18 protein-coding genes are annotated in these 15159 nt (G+C 46.2%); 12 read left to right on the top strand and 6 right to left on the bottom strand.

Annotation, left to right across the window (positions count from 1 at the left end):
• Positions 1–8 precede the first annotated feature (8 nt).
• The 3 genes from rfaD to envC form a co-directional block, all read right to left on the bottom strand.
• Positions 9–941: an ADP-glyceromanno-heptose 6-epimerase gene (rfaD, locus tag HGT70_RS13410; RefSeq protein ID WP_071433104.1), complete on the bottom strand. Its 933-nt coding sequence runs from the start codon at positions 939–941 to the stop codon at positions 9–11.
• Between the two features lie 110 nt (positions 942–1051).
• Positions 1052–1933: a divergent polysaccharide deacetylase family protein gene (locus tag HGT70_RS13405; RefSeq protein ID WP_071433106.1), complete on the bottom strand. Its 882-nt coding sequence runs from the start codon at positions 1931–1933 to the stop codon at positions 1052–1054.
• 1 nt (position 1934) lies between these two features.
• A complete protein-coding gene (envC, locus tag HGT70_RS13400; RefSeq protein WP_214196180.1) occupies positions 1935–3236 on the bottom strand; it encodes a murein hydrolase activator EnvC in 1302 nt (433 codons plus the stop codon).
• A 237-nt stretch (positions 3237–3473) separates the two neighbouring features.
• Here envC and HGT70_RS13395 point away from each other — a divergent pair, with 237 nt between their 5' ends.
• The 5 genes from HGT70_RS13395 to cysE are packed head-to-tail and all read left to right on the top strand — an operon-like array spanning position 3474 to position 6569.
• Positions 3474–3905, top strand: a complete 432-nt coding sequence (locus HGT70_RS13395; RefSeq protein ID WP_071433108.1) for a rhodanese-like domain-containing protein — start codon at positions 3474–3476, stop codon at positions 3903–3905.
• A 17-nt stretch (positions 3906–3922) separates the two neighbouring features.
• The gene (grxC, locus tag HGT70_RS13390) at positions 3923–4177 is read left to right on the top strand and encodes a glutaredoxin 3 (RefSeq protein ID WP_071433110.1); all 255 of its coding nucleotides are present in this window, start codon (positions 3923–3925) and stop codon (positions 4175–4177) included.
• 36 nt (positions 4178–4213) lie between these two features.
• Positions 4214–4675, top strand: coding sequence for a protein-export chaperone SecB (gene secB, locus HGT70_RS13385; RefSeq protein WP_071433112.1), 462 nt, complete (start codon positions 4214–4216; stop codon positions 4673–4675).
• 5 nt (positions 4676–4680) lie between these two features.
• Complete coding sequence (gene gpsA, locus HGT70_RS13380; protein ID WP_214196179.1) at positions 4681–5691, top strand: NAD(P)H-dependent glycerol-3-phosphate dehydrogenase; 1011 nt, start codon at positions 4681–4683, stop codon at positions 5689–5691.
• A gap of 59 nt (positions 5692–5750) precedes the next feature.
• Complete coding sequence (gene cysE / locus HGT70_RS13375; protein WP_071433117.1) at positions 5751–6569, top strand: serine O-acetyltransferase; 819 nt, start codon at positions 5751–5753, stop codon at positions 6567–6569.
• A 20-nt stretch (positions 6570–6589) separates the two neighbouring features.
• Here the strand turns inward: cysE and trmL are convergent, their stop codons facing one another.
• Genes trmL through cpxR form a run of 3 tightly spaced genes read right to left on the bottom strand, consistent with a single transcriptional unit; the run spans position 6590 to position 9170 of the window.
• Positions 6590–7063 carry a tRNA (uridine(34)/cytosine(34)/5-carboxymethylaminomethyluridine(34)-2'-O)-methyltransferase TrmL gene (trmL, locus tag HGT70_RS13370; RefSeq protein ID WP_071433119.1) on the bottom strand — a complete coding sequence of 158 codons (474 nt, stop codon included), beginning with the start codon at positions 7061–7063 and terminating at the stop codon, positions 6590–6592.
• Positions 7064–7098: 35 nt separating this feature from the next.
• Positions 7099–8475, bottom strand: a complete 1377-nt coding sequence (gene cpxA, locus HGT70_RS13365; protein ID WP_071433121.1) for an envelope stress sensor histidine kinase CpxA — start codon at positions 8473–8475, stop codon at positions 7099–7101.
• Positions 8472–9170 carry an envelope stress response regulator transcription factor CpxR gene (cpxR, locus tag HGT70_RS13360; protein ID WP_071433123.1) on the bottom strand — a complete coding sequence of 233 codons (699 nt, stop codon included), beginning with the start codon at positions 9168–9170 and terminating at the stop codon, positions 8472–8474. The genes cpxA and cpxR overlap by 4 nt, the downstream gene beginning before the upstream one ends.
• A gap of 151 nt (positions 9171–9321) precedes the next feature.
• On the opposite strand from cpxR, the gene cpxP reads away from it, so the two are divergent.
• The 7 genes from cpxP to HGT70_RS13325 all read left to right on the top strand — a co-directional run bounded on the left by cpxP (position 9322) and on the right by HGT70_RS13325 (position 15085).
• The gene (gene cpxP / locus HGT70_RS13355) at positions 9322–9786 is read left to right on the top strand and encodes a cell-envelope stress modulator CpxP (protein WP_071433125.1); all 465 of its coding nucleotides are present in this window, start codon (positions 9322–9324) and stop codon (positions 9784–9786) included.
• Positions 9787–10086: 300 nt separating this feature from the next.
• Complete coding sequence (gene pstS, locus HGT70_RS13350) at positions 10087–11130, top strand: phosphate ABC transporter substrate-binding protein PstS (RefSeq protein ID WP_071433127.1); 1044 nt, start codon at positions 10087–10089, stop codon at positions 11128–11130.
• A gap of 71 nt (positions 11131–11201) precedes the next feature.
• A complete protein-coding gene (pstC, locus tag HGT70_RS13345; RefSeq protein WP_214196178.1) occupies positions 11202–12164 on the top strand; it encodes a phosphate ABC transporter permease PstC in 963 nt (320 codons plus the stop codon).
• Positions 12161–13045 carry a phosphate ABC transporter permease PstA gene (gene pstA, locus HGT70_RS13340; RefSeq protein WP_071433131.1) on the top strand — a complete coding sequence of 295 codons (885 nt, stop codon included), beginning with the start codon at positions 12161–12163 and terminating at the stop codon, positions 13043–13045. Before pstC ends, pstA begins: the two co-directional genes overlap by 4 nt.
• Positions 13046–13071: 26 nt before the next feature.
• Positions 13072–13845, top strand: coding sequence for a phosphate ABC transporter ATP-binding protein PstB (gene pstB, locus HGT70_RS13335; RefSeq protein ID WP_071435180.1), 774 nt, complete (start codon positions 13072–13074; stop codon positions 13843–13845).
• A 50-nt stretch (positions 13846–13895) separates the two neighbouring features.
• On the top strand, positions 13896–14615 hold the full coding sequence (gene phoU / locus HGT70_RS13330; RefSeq protein WP_214196177.1) for a phosphate signaling complex protein PhoU: 720 nt from the start codon (positions 13896–13898) through the stop codon (positions 14613–14615).
• A gap of 248 nt (positions 14616–14863) precedes the next feature.
• Complete coding sequence (locus HGT70_RS13325; RefSeq protein ID WP_214196176.1) at positions 14864–15085, top strand: hypothetical protein; 222 nt, start codon at positions 14864–14866, stop codon at positions 15083–15085.
• The last annotated feature ends 74 nt before the right edge of the window (positions 15086–15159 follow it).

Raw genomic sequence — 15159 nt, 5'->3', positions numbered from 1 at the left:
CTTCCACTTTATTCTGGCTTATTTAACCAACGCATATATTCACTGACGCCTTCTGTGACGGTTTTAAAGGCCTTAGTGTATCCGGCGTCTCGAAGACGAGTGAGATCCGCTTGAGTATAAGCTTGGTAACGGCCCTTAAGTTTTTCTGGGAATGGAACATATTCCACTTCGCCTTGTTGGTGGTGGGCCAACACAGCATCTGCAACGACTTGGAAGGATTCGGCACGACCCGTACCACAATTGAAGATCCCGGAAACACCATTTTCCCAGCACCAAAGATTCACGTTAGCGACGTCTTCCACGTAGACAAAATCCCGTTTGAATTGCTCACTTCCAGCGAACAGCTTCGGATTTTCGCCTTGGTTAATTTGTGTATTTAAATGGAAGGCAACGCTTGCCATGCTACCTTTATGCCCTTCACGGGGGCCATATACGTTGAAATAACGGAATCCACAGACGGGCGAATCAGCTTCAGGCAGGATACTTCTGACATAATGGTCGAAAAGCATTTTAGAATAGCCGTAGACATTTAATGGCGACTCGTATTGGCGCTCCTCGATGAAGTCGCTATCGCGACCGCCGTAAGTTGCCGCTGAAGAAGCATAGAGAAAAGGAATTTGGCGCTCTAGGCAGAAATGGAGGAGTTCTTTGGAGTATTGATAGTTATTGTCCATCATATACTTACCATCCCACTCCGTCGTCGCAGAGCACGCTCCTTCGTGGAAAACGGCTTCGATAGGACCGAGATCATCCCCCGCGACAACACTCATCAGGAATTCTTCTTTATCCATATAATCGCTGATATCTAGATCAGCCAGATTAATGAACTTGGTGCCATCTTTCAGGTTATCTACCACTAAAATATCGTTATAGCCGCGATCGTTTAGCGCTTTAACGATATTACTGCCGATCATCCCGGCACCACCCGTTACAATAATCATAATTCACCTTTCAACTAAGACGAGGCTCGATTGACGTTCGAGCTATTTACCGTAAATCATATCACCTAAAGCGGTTGAGAGCAGTATGCCGCTCCGGGGAGCGGCATCAATTAGAATAGAGCTTTGATATTACGCATAAATTGGCTGTCACGCAGTGAGGTATAAATAATCATAACGCCCTCTGCAGGTTTATGTTGGCGCAAGGGGTGAGTACGCGGGCAGCGGGCGTCTAAGCTCAGTTGCGGCTTCGAGGGTGACTGAGCAGAAATCGGAGTGCGAGACAATAGCTGGCTTAATCTTACTAATTTCACATCCGCCGGTAAGGTGGGTAGGAGCTGTTGCAAAACCTTTACCGTTGTTGGATGGGGATGGCCGATAGCAATAGCGGAACCATTACGTTGCGCAAGCTTGACTGCGCGTTGAAACTGGTAACGAATATCGGCTTCGTTCTGCGTATCGTCTAGGAAAACATTTCTTTTTAATACTTTGACGGATGTGCCACGAGCAGCATTAACGGCTTGGGTATTGCCGATCGTGACACTATCTAAGAAGTAGAGCTGGTGGTGATTGAGGACACTCATCACTTTCTGCATCGCGGGTAAGCTCGACGTCATCCGGCTTCCCATATGGTTATTCAGTCCTACCGCGTAGGGAACTTGGCGAATAGCATGTTCAATAATGCTTTGGACTTGGTTCTGACTCATTTCTGGCGTTAACGTATTCACTTCAAGAGGCTGTTTGCTCATGGGCGCCATAGGCAAATGAATCAGTACTTCGTGACCGGCTTGGTGAGCCAATATCGCCATTGATCGGGAGTGCGGCGCATCAGGAAGTACTGCGATGGAGATCGCGTTCGGCAGTGAAATAACTTTATGTTCTTCAGTAGGACGATATCCGAAGTCATCAATAACTAGCGCTAACTGCCCTGCATAAGTCGAATAAGCAAACGTGAGTAAGCCAAGAGTGAGGAGAGACTGGAATAAATTTCGCACATTATTTTCCTAACCAGCTTAGAGGGTTTACCGCTTGCCCTTGACGTCGAATTTCAAAGTAGAGCCCAGGAGTTCCTTGCCCGCCACTGCTACCCACCAATGCAATAGGTTGTCCCGCCCTAACTTGTTGACCAACGTTCACTAAAGCACTCTGGTTGTAGCCATATAAACTCATATCACCTTTACCGTGTTCGATAACGACGACTAAACCATAACCTTGCAGCCAATCCGCCATTAAGACGCGCCCATCGGCGATAGCGCGTACATCGGTGCCTTCTGGAGCGCCGATCACGAGGCCTTTCCAACGAAGCTCACCTTGTAAATTATCACCGAAGCGGTGGATGAGGCGGCCGTGAATTGGCCATGGATATTGCCCATTGGCTCGGCCTAATCCCCCCGTTCGTGCAATCAGCTCTTTCTCGCCTTCTGTTGGGCGATAAGTGGAACCTTTAGCCTGCGCTTGAGCTTGACGCTGTTTGACCTGCTCGGCGGCTCTAGCTTCACGGGCAGCGCGTGCTTTCGCCTCTTGCGCCGCACGGGCGATCTGGTTCTGTAAACGGTTTTCGTTTTGGCGCATTTCCGCGAGATCAGCTTGATCTCTCTGTAGCGAGGCATTGAGTTGTTGCAGGGTTTTTTGCCGTGCGCTTTGCGCCATTTGTAGTTGATCTTGCTGAGCTTTTTGTTGCGCGAAAAGTGTTTGCTGTTGTTGCTGGCGGATCTCTAATTGTGATTTTTTATCGGCAAGATCGGCCCGCGTTTGCTTCAAAGATTCGATATTTTCTTGGCGTGCGGTATTTAAATAACGGAAATAGGTCAGCATTCGGTCGCTGCGCTGACCATCTTCGCCACTGAGTAAAAGTTCAAAGCCACTATGTTGCCCCTGACGGAAGGCTGCATCGAGTTGCGCGGCGAGAACATTTTCCTCATGTGCTTGAGAGCGGATGAGCTCTTCAATAGAATCAGTCAGCTCTTCAATGTCACTGTTGATACCATTTAAAGTCAATTGCGTTTCACGTAGCTGTCGACTTGCTTGGGCAATCAGTTTCTCCTGACTTTTTAATTTACTCAATAAATCGTCGCGTTGCTGTTTTTGTGCTTGAACACTACGCTCTTTCGCCGCAATATCTTGTTGGATGGTGCGGAGCGCCGACTGGTTATCATCAGCGCGGCTTAAAATGGGCAAGGTCAGTAGCCCCGCACAAAGTAGCAGGCTGGAGGTCAGCGGTAAAAGGCGAAATTGTGGAGACAACATCGTGTTATGCCGAGCTGATAAAGAGAATGTGAAACGCTTTTTTTCCGTCATAAGGCTGAGATTATTCCATGATGTTTCACGGGTTACCAGAGTAACGCTCGGGTTTTATAGTGTACAGTCTATAATAATGGCATAATCAGATAATAGGTAAGAATTCGGCAGTGTGAAAGGGGTCTCAACGGTTATTACGCTGGATGATTCCTATTTTGCGCGGCTGTCCCGACTACGCAGCGGATTACTGTTGCGCGGATAAATTTATATTGGATCGTACTCGGAGTTGTTTTTCTCATGCAAGAAATTATGGAATTTGTACATAATCACCTTATCTTAAGCCTCGGTTGGGTAGTATTGCTGGTACTCGTGATTGTTACCACGTTTAAAGGACTTTTTTCCAAGGTAAAAATGATTAGTCGTGGCGAAGCGACGCACTTAATTAATAAAGAAAATGCCGTAGTGGTCGACGTACGTGGCCGCGATGATTTTCGCCGTGGACATATCTCAGGTGCGCTTCAAGTCAGTAGCGATGAGATCAAAAAAGGTAATTTTACCGAATTAGAAAAGTATAAATCGCAACCTATTATCGTTGTCTGTGCGACGGGACAAAGCGCAGGCGATGCAGCGGCACAACTTAATGCTGCGGGGTTTGAAAAAGTGTCTGTTCTTAAAGATGGTATTAGCGGCTGGAGCAGTGAGAACCTTCCGCTAGTCCGTGGCAAATAGATCCTAAAGAGGCGTTTATGGCATCCATTGATATCTATACCAAACAAACCTGTCCTTTCTGTCATCGCGCAAAAGCGCTGTTAGATCAAAAAGGTGTGAAGTATCACGAAATCGCTATCGATAACGACAGCGAAAAACGGGCAGAAATGATAGATCGTAGTCAGCGCACCACCGTACCCCAAATCTTCATTGATCAGTATCATGTTGGGGGCTGCGACGATTTATTTGCACTAGAACAGCGTGCAGAGTTAGATCCATTACTGAATGCCTGATAATAGGCGCTATTTTGTTTTAAAGGATTAAGTACTATGTCAGAACAAAACCCTAACGAAATGACTTTCCAGATCCAACGTGTCTATACAAAAGATATCTCTTTTGAAGCACCTAATGCGCCTCAAGTCTTCCAAAAAGAGTGGGAGCCTGATGTTAAGTTGGATCTTGATACTGCATCGACTCAGCTATCGGAAGGTATCTACGAAGTTGTACTCCGTGTAACGGTAACGGCTACTGTAGGCGAAGATACTGCATTTTTATGCGAAGTTCAGCAAGCGGGTATTTTTACAATTTCTGGGATCGAAGGTTCGCAAATGGCACATTGTCTGGGTGCTTATTGCCCAAATATCCTGTTCCCATATGCCCGTGAATGTATTTCTGCCCTAGTCTCGCGTGGAACTTTCCCACAACTGAACCTAGCGCCGGTCAACTTCGATGCACTTTTCATGAACTACCTTCAGCAGCAAGAAGGTGGTGATGTCGCGCAGGATGCTTAATCACGATGCGTGAAGCAAGTGTCAGCGTTATCGGTGCCGGCTCGTACGGCACCGCTTTAGCGATAACTTTAGCCCGTAACGGCTATCCCGTGACGTTATGGGGACATAACCCACAACACATTGCGCGTTTAAGTGAACAGCGTTGTAATGCAGAGTTTCTCTCCGACGTTCCCTTCCCTGATAATCTTGCATTAACTTCTCAGTTAGATGAAGCGGTAGCCAGAAGCCGTGATCTATTGATCGTCGTTCCGAGCCACGTCTTTGGCCAAGTACTCACGCAATTGAAGCCGATGTTACGCCCTGATACACGTATCGTCTGGGCAACAAAAGGCCTAGAGGTTGAGACCGGTCGATTACTTGAAGATGTTGCTCGCGAAATTCTTGGTCATGAGATCCCGCTTGCAGTCATTTCAGGCCCCACTTTTGCAAAAGAACTTGCGGCAGGCATGCCTACAGCCATCGCTTTAGCCTCGAATAATGCGCAGTTTTCGGCTGATTTGCAGAATAAATTACATTGTGGCAAAAGCTTTCGCGTCTATAGCAATAGCGATATGACCGGAGTGCAACTTGGCGGCGCAGTCAAGAATGTCATTGCGATTGGTGCAGGGATCTCTGATGGTATGGGGTTTGGCGCAAACGCTCGCACAGCCTTGATAACCCGTGGCTTGGCCGAAATGTCACGCTTAGGGTTGGCATTAGGTGCGCAAGCCAATACCTTTACTGGCATGGCCGGTTTGGGCGATCTAGTATTAACTTGCACCGACAACCAGTCGCGTAATCGTCGCTTTGGCATGCTACTAGGCCAAGGGGCAACGGTTGATAGTGCACAAGCCTCGATCAGCCAGGTTGTAGAAGGTTATCGTAATACAAAAGAGGTATCTCTACTGGCTGCCAGTGTTGGGGTTGAGATGCCGATTGTCGAGCAGATTTATCAGGTGCTCTATTGCGGCAAACCTGCCAGTGAGGCAGCGATAGCGTTATTAGGCCGAGAACGTAAAGACGAAACAAGTCAGTAGCGCAATTACCTTACTCTTTTTTTACGCCCATTTTGGGCGTTTTTTATCAGGAGCGTGTCATGTCTTCAGAAGAGCTTGAGCAAATTTGGGAAGCTATTTTAGCTGAAGCGCGTGAGCTGGCGTCAGGCGAACCCATGCTCGCGAGTTTCTTTCATGCCACGCTACTCAAGCACGAGAATTTAGGGAGTGCGCTTAGCTATATGTTGGCGAATAAGCTTGCTAATGCCAACATGCCGGCCATCGCTATCCGCGACATCGTTGAGGAGGCGTATCGCCAAGATCCTGCAATGATCATGGCTGCGGTGCGCGATATCACGGCGGTAAGCCAACGCGATCCTGCAGTCGATAAATACTCGACCCCCTTACTTTACCTCAAAGGTTTCCATGCATTGCAAGCCTACCGGATTGGCCATTGGTTATGGCGGCAAGGCCGACGTTCGCTCGCGGTTTATTTGCAAAATGAAATCTCAGTTTCATTTGGTGTAGATATCCATCCGGCTGCGAAGATCGGCTGCGGTATCATGCTTGACCATGCTACTGGGATAGTCATAGGCGAAACAGCGGTCGTGAGTGACGACGTTTCAATTCTTCAGTCGGTCACCTTGGGGGGAACCGGTAAAACCTCCGGCGACCGTCATCCCAAGATTCGTGAAGGCGTATTGATTGGTGCGGGAGCCAAAGTCTTGGGTAACATTGAGATTGGTGAAGGCGCGAAAATTGGTGCCGGATCGGTAGTATTGATGTCGGTTCCTCCCCATACTACCGTAGCCGGCATACCTGCCAGGATAGTCGGTCGCCCTACCAGCCAGAAGCCCTCGATGGAAATGGATCAACATTTTACGGGCGCGATGGGGTTCGAGTATGGCGACGGCATTTAATTAATACCGTCGATATAGCACTATTCTCTTAATAACGCCCCTTGGTAACCCAGCTGGCGCCATGCCTCGAATACCACGACAGCCACAGAATTTGAAAGATTCATGCTGCGGCTGTTTTCTACCATAGGAATACGGATTTTTTGCTGCGCCGGGAGTGAATCAAGTATTGAGACGGGTAACCCACGGCTTTCTGGGCCGAAAACAAGGTAATCCCCAGCTTGCCAAGCTACAGAACTGTGCGCTGGAGTGCCTTTGGTCGTAAGAGCGAAGAGACGCTCAGGCTGTTCCGAGGAGAGAAAAGCCTCATAATTGGCATGCTTTTTTACGGCAGTAAATTCGTGGTAATCAAGCCCTGCACGACGCAATCGCTTATCATCCCAAGTGAATCCTAACGGTTCGATGATATGCAGCGAAAACCCTGTATTTGCGCAAAGACGGATAATATTACCGGTATTCGGTGGGATTTCTGGTTCGAATAAAACAATGTTAATCATGGCGGCTCCCTTTTCGAGAGCCGCAGCATAACAAATTATTGTTTCGCTGAGTATAACGGGAGCCAGATAGTTAAACGCAGCCCGCCTAGCGGACTCTCTTCCGCCTTCACATGCCCGTGGTGTTGCTGGATAACGGTATCGACAATAGCTAAACCGAGCCCAGTTCCGCCTGAAGCGCGGTCACGTGCCTCGTCTGTACGATAGAAGGGACGAAAGATCTGTTCGCGGTCGTGAGGAGCAACGCCAGGTCCATCATCGTCAACATGCAAGGTCATTCCAGTCCTATCCACCGAAAAGCTGATGCTGATGGCAGAGTGTGAATATCTGAGGGCGTTTCGAATAATGTTTTCGACGGCGCTTTCTAAGGCGTGTGGGTTGCCATAGAGTGGCCATGCCCCTGGTGGATAAGGAACCTCCATTTTTTTACCCATCTGTTCCGCTTCAAAACGTGCATCCTCGATCACGTCCTTCCATAATTGATTGGCTCGTAAGACTTCGCTGATGAGGGCATTCTTATGCTGCGTCCGTGAGAGGTCTAAGAGGTCATTGATCATACCGTCTAGACGCTGTGCCTCAGTTTCAATACGCTCCAGCTCTTTACTCTCACCGGATCGTCGGCGTAGTAAAGCGGTAGAAAGTTGTAAACGAGTAAGAGGAGTGCGTAATTCGTGACTGATATCAGACAGTAAGCGATGCTGCCCTTTGATTAAGCGTTCAAGCGCACTAATCATCTGGTTAAAACTCGCCCCTGCAGCAAGAAATTCCTGCGGCCCCGATTCGAGCTCAGGATGTTGGCGGAGATTACCTCTCGCCACCTCGTCAGCAGCATATTTAAGTTTTCGAGCCGGTTTAGCCAGACTCCACGCGAGCCACAGCAGTAACGGCGTACTAATTAACATGGTCACGAGCAGCAACAGCCACGGCCTATCGAAGAGTAAGTTAACAAAATCGAGCTGCGAACTACTGGCAGGGCGGATCATATATAATTGATAATTATCTTCGCCATCTTCAATGGAGAAAGGGCCTGCCATCTCTTGTCTACCATATTTCTTCTTCTGAGGATGATCGGCGTTGTCTGACTGCCCGATAAAGTTCCGAATGATTTGCATTTCGTTGTGGCGAGCCCCAATGACACGACCCTCCGACGTCACCAGCAGAAGATGCTGTCCTGGGGGAGCCCATTTATCGATCGCTCGATAAAGGCGCCGCCACCACATCAGATCGTTAGGAGGGTCTTGTCGGAGTTCAGCCTCAATATGTTGCTCAACCATCGTTCCTTCGCGATATTCACTGGGTAACAACGACGTAATTTGTCGCGAGTCCAGCTTAGGAACCATTAGGACCAACATCAGCACAAGCGCCAATGTTAGCCAGAATATTGCAAAAATACGGGTAGTCAGACTGGCAATCATGTTGCAGAAACCATCAAGTACCCACGCCCACGGAGTGTTTTAAACCATGGATGACCATCACGACGTTCCGGAAGCTTCCGACGCAGGTTAGAGATATGCATATCTATAGCACGGTCAAAGGGCGTTAGACGCTTACCTAGGACTTCTTGGCTAAGGTGTTCGCGAGAAACGACTTGTCCTAGATGTTGTGCCAATAAATAGAGCAAGGTGAACTCTGTACCCGTTAATTCCAACGATTCGTTATCAAAACTTGCTTCTTGACGGCCTGGGTTTAACCGTAATTCATCTACTTTTAGGGTAGGGGAATTACTTTCTTGAACTTGCTGCTGCTCGCTCCAATTTGAACGACGAAGAATTGCTCTTATACGCGCGATTAACTCACGGTCATTGAAAGGTTTTGGTAGATAGTCATCAGCGCCGAGTTCCAAGCCAAGAACACGGTCAAGTTCACTGCCTCGGGCAGTAAGCATAATGACCGGTGTTTGATGCTGCTGGCGAAGCTCCTTTAACGTATCAAGGCCATTTTTCTTTGGCATCATCACGTCCAAAAGCAATAGATCGATACTACTGTCCATTACCGATAATGCTTGCTCGCCATCACCCGCGACCGTTACATCAAAACCTTCCATTTCTAGTAATTCTTTTAACAGTGAAGTTAGTTCACGGTCATCATCAACGAGTAAAATTTTATTCATGTTCTCTCCTATTCGGCAGCAAAAATACCTTGTTCCTTGGTGACGTATTAATCACTTTACTTAGCTTTACACCCCCTGACGGATGTTTGCAGCAACTCGCTTAGACTACCCCCCATTGCAGCAAACAACAACAGCCACGAGGAACGGTAAAATGCGTCAGCTGTGTGTTTTAGCGCTATCCTCTTTAGCGATTATTTCTGCCGGATCAGCTCAAGCATCAAAAACGCCTATTAAAGGTGAAATTAATTATCCCTGTACAGCTAATGATAGCCTTACGCAGCGTATTCAATCACACATGTTTGATGGTGTTGAACTTACTGAAGCACAACGGCAAAGAATGAGGGACTTAACTGATCAATTTCGCTTTCGTCATTCAGTGACCAATGTTGGCGATTTAGAGCAGATGCAACAACTCACGTTGTCGCCGCAATTTGATGAAGAGGCAGTTCTTCAACAAGCGCAGAAGATGGCTAACCAACAAGTCAAATTCCAAGTTGAAATGGCTCATGTCCGTAACCAAATATATGGGCTTTTGACCGCCGCGCAGAAGAAGCAGGTTCAACAGAATTACGAACGTCGTATAGATAACTTATGTGATGTTCACGAATTACAGTAATCAACGATGATCGCTGTATGGTAGTACCAGTAGTATGTCATACCTTTTTCCTTGCCATAGACACCATCCCTGTCTTCCCCCTCAGTCATGAGGGGTTTTTTTTGTCCGGTATCTACCCTTAACCCCCTTACTCAGCACCCTACCCGCTGGACTCATCGCAGTGTGGCTAATCGGTATCTTCCCCAAATCGCATGCTTGTCATATTTCTGTCATAAAAATGACATATCAATGTCATTGAACTGACCTAATTTAACCGCAACACACCTTAGGTTGTAATCAAATAGGTCTTTTGGAGAGAGTATGAAACTGAAGCGTAAGATGGCAACTCATTTAACAGCAGTTACCTTAGCCCTGACTACTGTTTCGGCTTTTGCAGAGACAGACCTTACTGGCGCGGGTGGGACTTTCCCAGCTCCTGTATATTCACGTTGGGCGGCAGATTATTATAAGGCCAATGGGAGTAAAGTTAACTACCAGGGCATTGGTTCATCCGGTGGGGTTAAGCAAATTATCGCTAAAACCGTCGATTTCGGAGCATCCGATGCGCCAATGAGCAATGCAGATTTGGAAAAAAATGGTCTTTTCCAATTTCCAACTGTCATCGGTGGCGTGGTGTTAGCGGTTAATTTACCAGGCATTAAGTCAGGACAGCTTATCTTAGATGGTAAAACAACGGGCGATATTTATTTAGGCAAAGTCACGCGTTGGAACGACCCGGAAATTATGGCATTAAATCCTGGTCTTAAACTGCCTTCGACAAATATTAATGTCGTGCGTCGTGCAGATGGCTCCGGAACTTCTTTTGTTTTCACGAGTTACCTAGCGAAGGTAAACCAAGAGTGGAACAGCAAAATCGGTAAAGGCAATACAGTAAATTGGCCTGTCGGTCTTGGTGGAAAAGGCAACGATGGCGTAGCCGCGTTTGTGCAGCGTCTGCCTGGCTCTATTGGCTATGTTGAATATGCTTACGCCAAACAGAATAATTTGACCTATACCAAATTAGTTGATGCTGCAGGTAAAGCGATTGCCCCTAACGAACAATCTTTCAGTGATGCGGCTAAGGGTGCCAACTGGCAGCAGAGTTTTGCCCAAGATCTGACTTATCAGTCAGGAGATAATGCTTGGCCAATCTCTTCAACGACCTATGTGCTTGTTTATAAAAAGCCTACTAATGTAGATAAGACGAAAGCTGTTTTACACTTTTTTGATTATGGCTATCAACAAGGCGCAAAAACCGCGAATAGTTTAGATTATGCGGCGCTACCAGAGTCAGTCATTACCTTAGTCCGTGATGCGTGGAAAAAGAATATTACGACGGATGCGGGTAAGGCGATTTATCCTTAACGTTCGTCACGTTACACTTATTCATCTTCAGGGCAGCATGCTGCCCTGTCCTCTATCTACTCGAGAATGTTATGGCACAACACCGGTCGTCGTTTAGGGCTCCTAGTAAATATGGCGATATTATATTCGGCCTTTTAGTCAAAATAGCCGCCTTAATTGTCCTACTCATGTTAGGTGGCATAATTGTTTCGTTAATTATTTCGTCGTGGCCCACTCTTCATCAGTTTGGATTTTCATTTCTCTGGACTAAAACGTGGGATGCCCCTAATGAGCAATTTGGCGCGTTAGTCCCGATCTATGGGACGTTAGTGACCTCAGCAATCGCATTACTCATCGCGGTCCCCGTGAGTTTTGGTATTGCACTTTTTCTTACCGAACTGTCACCGGCGTGGCTGAGAAGACCGTTGGGGACGGCTATTGAGTTACTTGCTGCGATCCCGAGCATTGTCTATGGAATGTGGGGCTTATTCGTTTTTGCCCCCTTATTTGCTGAATACTTCCAAACGCCGGTCAGTGAGTTAGTCTCAAGTATCCCAATTATTGGTAGCTTATTTTCTGGGCCTGCTTTCGGGATCGGTATCCTAGCCGCCGGAATTATTCTCGCCATTATGATCATTCCCTACATTGCATCGGTCATGCGTGATGTGTTTGAACAGACGCCCGTTATGATGAAAGAGTCAGCCTATGGGATTGGCTGTACTACTTGGGAAGTTATCTGGCGGATCGTTCTGCCTTTTACCAAGAATGGGGTAATTGGAGGGGTCATGTTGGGCTTAGGCCGAGCACTGGGAGAGACGATGGCAGTAACCTTTATTATTGGTAATACTTATCAGCTTGATAGCGCATCGTTGTACATGCCTGGGAACAGTATTACCTCAGCATTAGCGAATGAATTTGCAGAGGCTGGATCCGGCTTACATATTTCCGCGCTGATGGAGCTGGGATTAATACTTTTCGTTATTACTTTTATCGTACTGGCTATTTCACGTTTACTAGTGATGCGTCTTGCTAAGAAAGAGGGGGCTCGTGGATGAGTAATTACTTACCCAGCTATACGGTTCAAGAAAAAACAGAACGTAAAAAACGTCAAACTCGGCGCCAAGTTAAAAACTATATCGCACTAACATTATCCCTATTAACGATGGCCTTTGGCCTATTTTGGTTGTTATGGATTCTATGGACGACGGTAAGTAAAGGTATTGGTGGCCTATCGTTAGACCTATTTACTCAAGATACTCCAGCTCCGAATACAGATGGCGGTGGGCTTGCCAACGCACTTGCGGGGAGTGGTCTACTTATCGTTTGGTCAACGGTGTTAGGCACACCGTTAGGGATCTTAGCGGGCATTTATTTAGCGGAGTATGGGCGTAAAACGTGGTTAGCGGAGATCATCCGTTTTATCAACGATATCTTACTGTCGGCCCCTTCAATTGTGATCGGGTTATTCGTTTACACCTTAGTGGTGAGCCGAATGCAGCACTTTTCCGGATGGGCGGGGGTACTCGCTTTAGCACTATTACAGATTCCTATTGTGATTAGGACAACGGAAAACATGATCAAGCTCGTACCTGATAGTCTACGTGAAGCGGCGTATGCATTAGGGACACCGAAGTGGCGGATGATTTTGGCAATAACACTGAAGGCATCCCTCTCAGGGATTATGACTGGTGTATTGTTAGCCATCGCGCGTATCGCCGGTGAGACGGCGCCTTTGCTTTTTACCGCTTTATCGAACCAATTCTGGAGTACTGACATGAGTCAGCCATTGGCGAATTTGCCGGTGACGATATTTAAGTTTGCTATGAGTCCCTTTGCACAATGGCAAAGTCTAGCGTGGGCGGGGGTACTAGTGATCACCGTATGTGTACTTATTCTTAATATTTTAGCGCGCATGATTTTCGTCAAGCGTCAGTGATCAGTAAGAGAGAGATAATTATGACTATGGCGAAAATAAACCCTGCCCCGAGTAAATTAGCAGTACGTGATTTGAACTTCTATTATGGTAAATTTCACGCACTTAAAAATATCAATTTAGAGATTGCTCGTAACCAAGTTACGGCATTTATCGGGCCTTCAGGGTGTGGAAAATCGACCTTACTGAGAACCTTTAATAAAATGTTCCAGCTCTACCCAGAACAGCGTGCCGAGGGAGAGATCCTCCTCGATGGTGAGAATATCCTGCATTCTTCACAGGATATAGCTTTACTCAGAGCTAAAGTAGGGATGGTATTCCAGAAACCCACGCCTTTTCCGATGTCAATTTACGATAATATTGCTTTTGGGGTGCGTCTGTTTGAAAAACTCTCTCGTTCAGATATGGATGAAAGAGTTCAGTGGGCATTAACAAAAGCAGCTTTATGGAACGAAACTAAAGATAAACTCCACCAGAGTGGGTACAGCCTCTCTGGTGGACAGCAGCAGCGTTTATGTATTGCGCGGGGTATTGCGATTAGGCCAGAAATACTTCTCTTGGATGAGCCTTGCTCGGCACTCGATCCTATCTCCACAGGTAGAATCGAAGAACTTATTACAGAATTAAAACAAGATTACACATTGGTTATTGTTACACATAATATGCAGCAAGCCGCGCGCTGCTCGGATCATACCGCCTTCATGTACCTAGGAGAACTGGTTGAGTTCAGTGATACCGATACGCTATTTACCACACCAGCTAAGAAACAAACGGAAGACTACATTACGGGAAGGTATGGCTGATATCCGGCGGATAAATACTCATCAATCTATTTCAGGGCGTGGAGAGTGACATGGATACTTTGAACCTTAATAAACACATTTCAGCGCAATTTAATGCTGAATTAGAACATATTCGTACGCAAGTGATGATCATGGGCGGGTTAGTCGAACAACAACTTACCGATGCCATTACAGCGTTGCACAACATGGACAGCGAGTTGGCTCGACGGGTAATTGCCGATGATCAAAAAGTCAACCGGATGGAAGTGGAGATAGATGAGCACTGTGTCAAAATCATCGCCAAACGACAACCGACAGCGAGCGACTTACGTCTCGTTATGGCGATTACCAAAACGATCTCTGAATTAGAACGTATTGGAGATGTGGCTGAAAAAATTAGTCGTACTGCATTGGAGAAGTTCAGCCAGCAGCATCAATCCTTACTGATAAGCCTTGAGTCTTTTGGTCAGCATTCTGTCGAGATGCTACATGAAGTCCTCGATGCTTTTGCGCGCATGGATCTCGAAGCAGCGGTAGAGATTTATCAAGCCGATAAAAAACTTGATCAGGAATATGAAGGTATTATTCGTCAACTCATGACTTATATGATGGAAGACCCACGGACGATACCTAATGTGTTAACTGCATTATTCTGTGCACGCTCTATTGAACGCATAGGCGACCGTTGTCAGAATATTTGTGAAATTATTTTTTATTTTGTTAAAGGGCAAGATATACGTCACCTAGAGGGTGAAAAATTAGATAAGTTTCTGGATAAACATAAAAAATAAAAATAATCTTAAATATTGAATCCAGTATAGTTTAGTGAGCTATACTGGATTTTTTTATAAGCTTATCTAACATATATAATTGGATTTTTTCGCTATTAATTTTTTTGGTTTTTTAAAAACCGAGATTTTTCCTTTTTTTCCGGAGATATGAGATTGCACTCCTGGGTGACACCCGGTAATCTCCAACTCGTCGCTTGAGGTATATCCCATGCAGACTAATAATGGAAAAATTAATTAAGGAAAATATAATGAAAGAATTGAATAGCGCTCAAATGCAAAATATTTCAGGCGCAGGTGTTTTTGCTAATACTTTTAGCGGTATCGCATCGACTTTCGGTGGTGTACTCGAAACATTCGGTTGGAAAAATGCTAAAGTCAATGCAACCAACGTTGCTAAAAATGCAGGCTTAGTCATTGATTCAACCATCGATACAGTGACCTCTTTCTTCAACTTAGTATTCAGAAAATAATATAAATTAACTAAAGCAAAGAGATTTTTTATAGATCTCTTTGCTTTTTTTAATCCCTTCTCGTTACTCCTCCA

It is taken from the genome of Rosenbergiella collisarenosi (genome assembly GCF_018494085.1).
GTDB classification, from domain to species: Bacteria; Pseudomonadota; Gammaproteobacteria; order Enterobacterales; family Enterobacteriaceae; genus Rosenbergiella; species Rosenbergiella collisarenosi.
This window is presented reverse-complemented; position numbering and strand designations above follow the sequence as displayed.

Bases quoted from the DNA above. Each gene is read 5' to 3' on its own strand.
- rfaD (WP_071433104.1), bottom strand. From the start codon at position 941: ATGATTATTGTAACGGGTGGTGCCGGGATGATCGGCAGTAATATCGTT.
- envC (WP_214196180.1), bottom strand. From the start codon at position 3,236: ATGACGGAAAAAAAGCGTTTCACATTCTCTTTATCAGCTCGGCATAAC.
- HGT70_RS13395 (WP_071433108.1), top strand. From the start codon at position 3,474: ATGCAAGAAATTATGGAATTTGTACATAATCACCTTATCTTAAGCCTC.
- grxC (WP_071433110.1), top strand. From the start codon at position 3,923: ATGGCATCCATTGATATCTATACCAAACAAACCTGTCCTTTCTGTCAT.
- secB (WP_071433112.1), top strand. From the start codon at position 4,214: ATGTCAGAACAAAACCCTAACGAAATGACTTTCCAGATCCAACGTGTC.
- gpsA (WP_214196179.1), top strand. From the start codon at position 4,681: ATGCGTGAAGCAAGTGTCAGCGTTATCGGTGCCGGCTCGTACGGCACC.
- cysE (WP_071433117.1), top strand. From the start codon at position 5,751: ATGTCTTCAGAAGAGCTTGAGCAAATTTGGGAAGCTATTTTAGCTGAA.
- trmL (WP_071433119.1), bottom strand. From the start codon at position 7,063: ATGATTAACATTGTTTTATTCGAACCAGAAATCCCACCGAATACCGGT.
- cpxA (WP_071433121.1), bottom strand. From the start codon at position 8,475: ATGATTGCCAGTCTGACTACCCGTATTTTTGCAATATTCTGGCTAACA.
- cpxR (WP_071433123.1), bottom strand. From the start codon at position 9,170: ATGAATAAAATTTTACTCGTTGATGATGACCGTGAACTAACTTCACTG.
- cpxP (WP_071433125.1), top strand. From the start codon at position 9,322: ATGCGTCAGCTGTGTGTTTTAGCGCTATCCTCTTTAGCGATTATTTCT.
- pstS (WP_071433127.1), top strand. From the start codon at position 10,087: ATGAAACTGAAGCGTAAGATGGCAACTCATTTAACAGCAGTTACCTTA.
- pstC (WP_214196178.1), top strand. From the start codon at position 11,202: ATGGCACAACACCGGTCGTCGTTTAGGGCTCCTAGTAAATATGGCGAT.
- pstA (WP_071433131.1), top strand. From the start codon at position 12,161: ATGAGTAATTACTTACCCAGCTATACGGTTCAAGAAAAAACAGAACGT.
- pstB (WP_071435180.1), top strand. From the start codon at position 13,072: ATGGCGAAAATAAACCCTGCCCCGAGTAAATTAGCAGTACGTGATTTG.
- phoU (WP_214196177.1), top strand. From the start codon at position 13,896: ATGGATACTTTGAACCTTAATAAACACATTTCAGCGCAATTTAATGCT.
- HGT70_RS13325 (WP_214196176.1), top strand. From the start codon at position 14,864: ATGAAAGAATTGAATAGCGCTCAAATGCAAAATATTTCAGGCGCAGGT.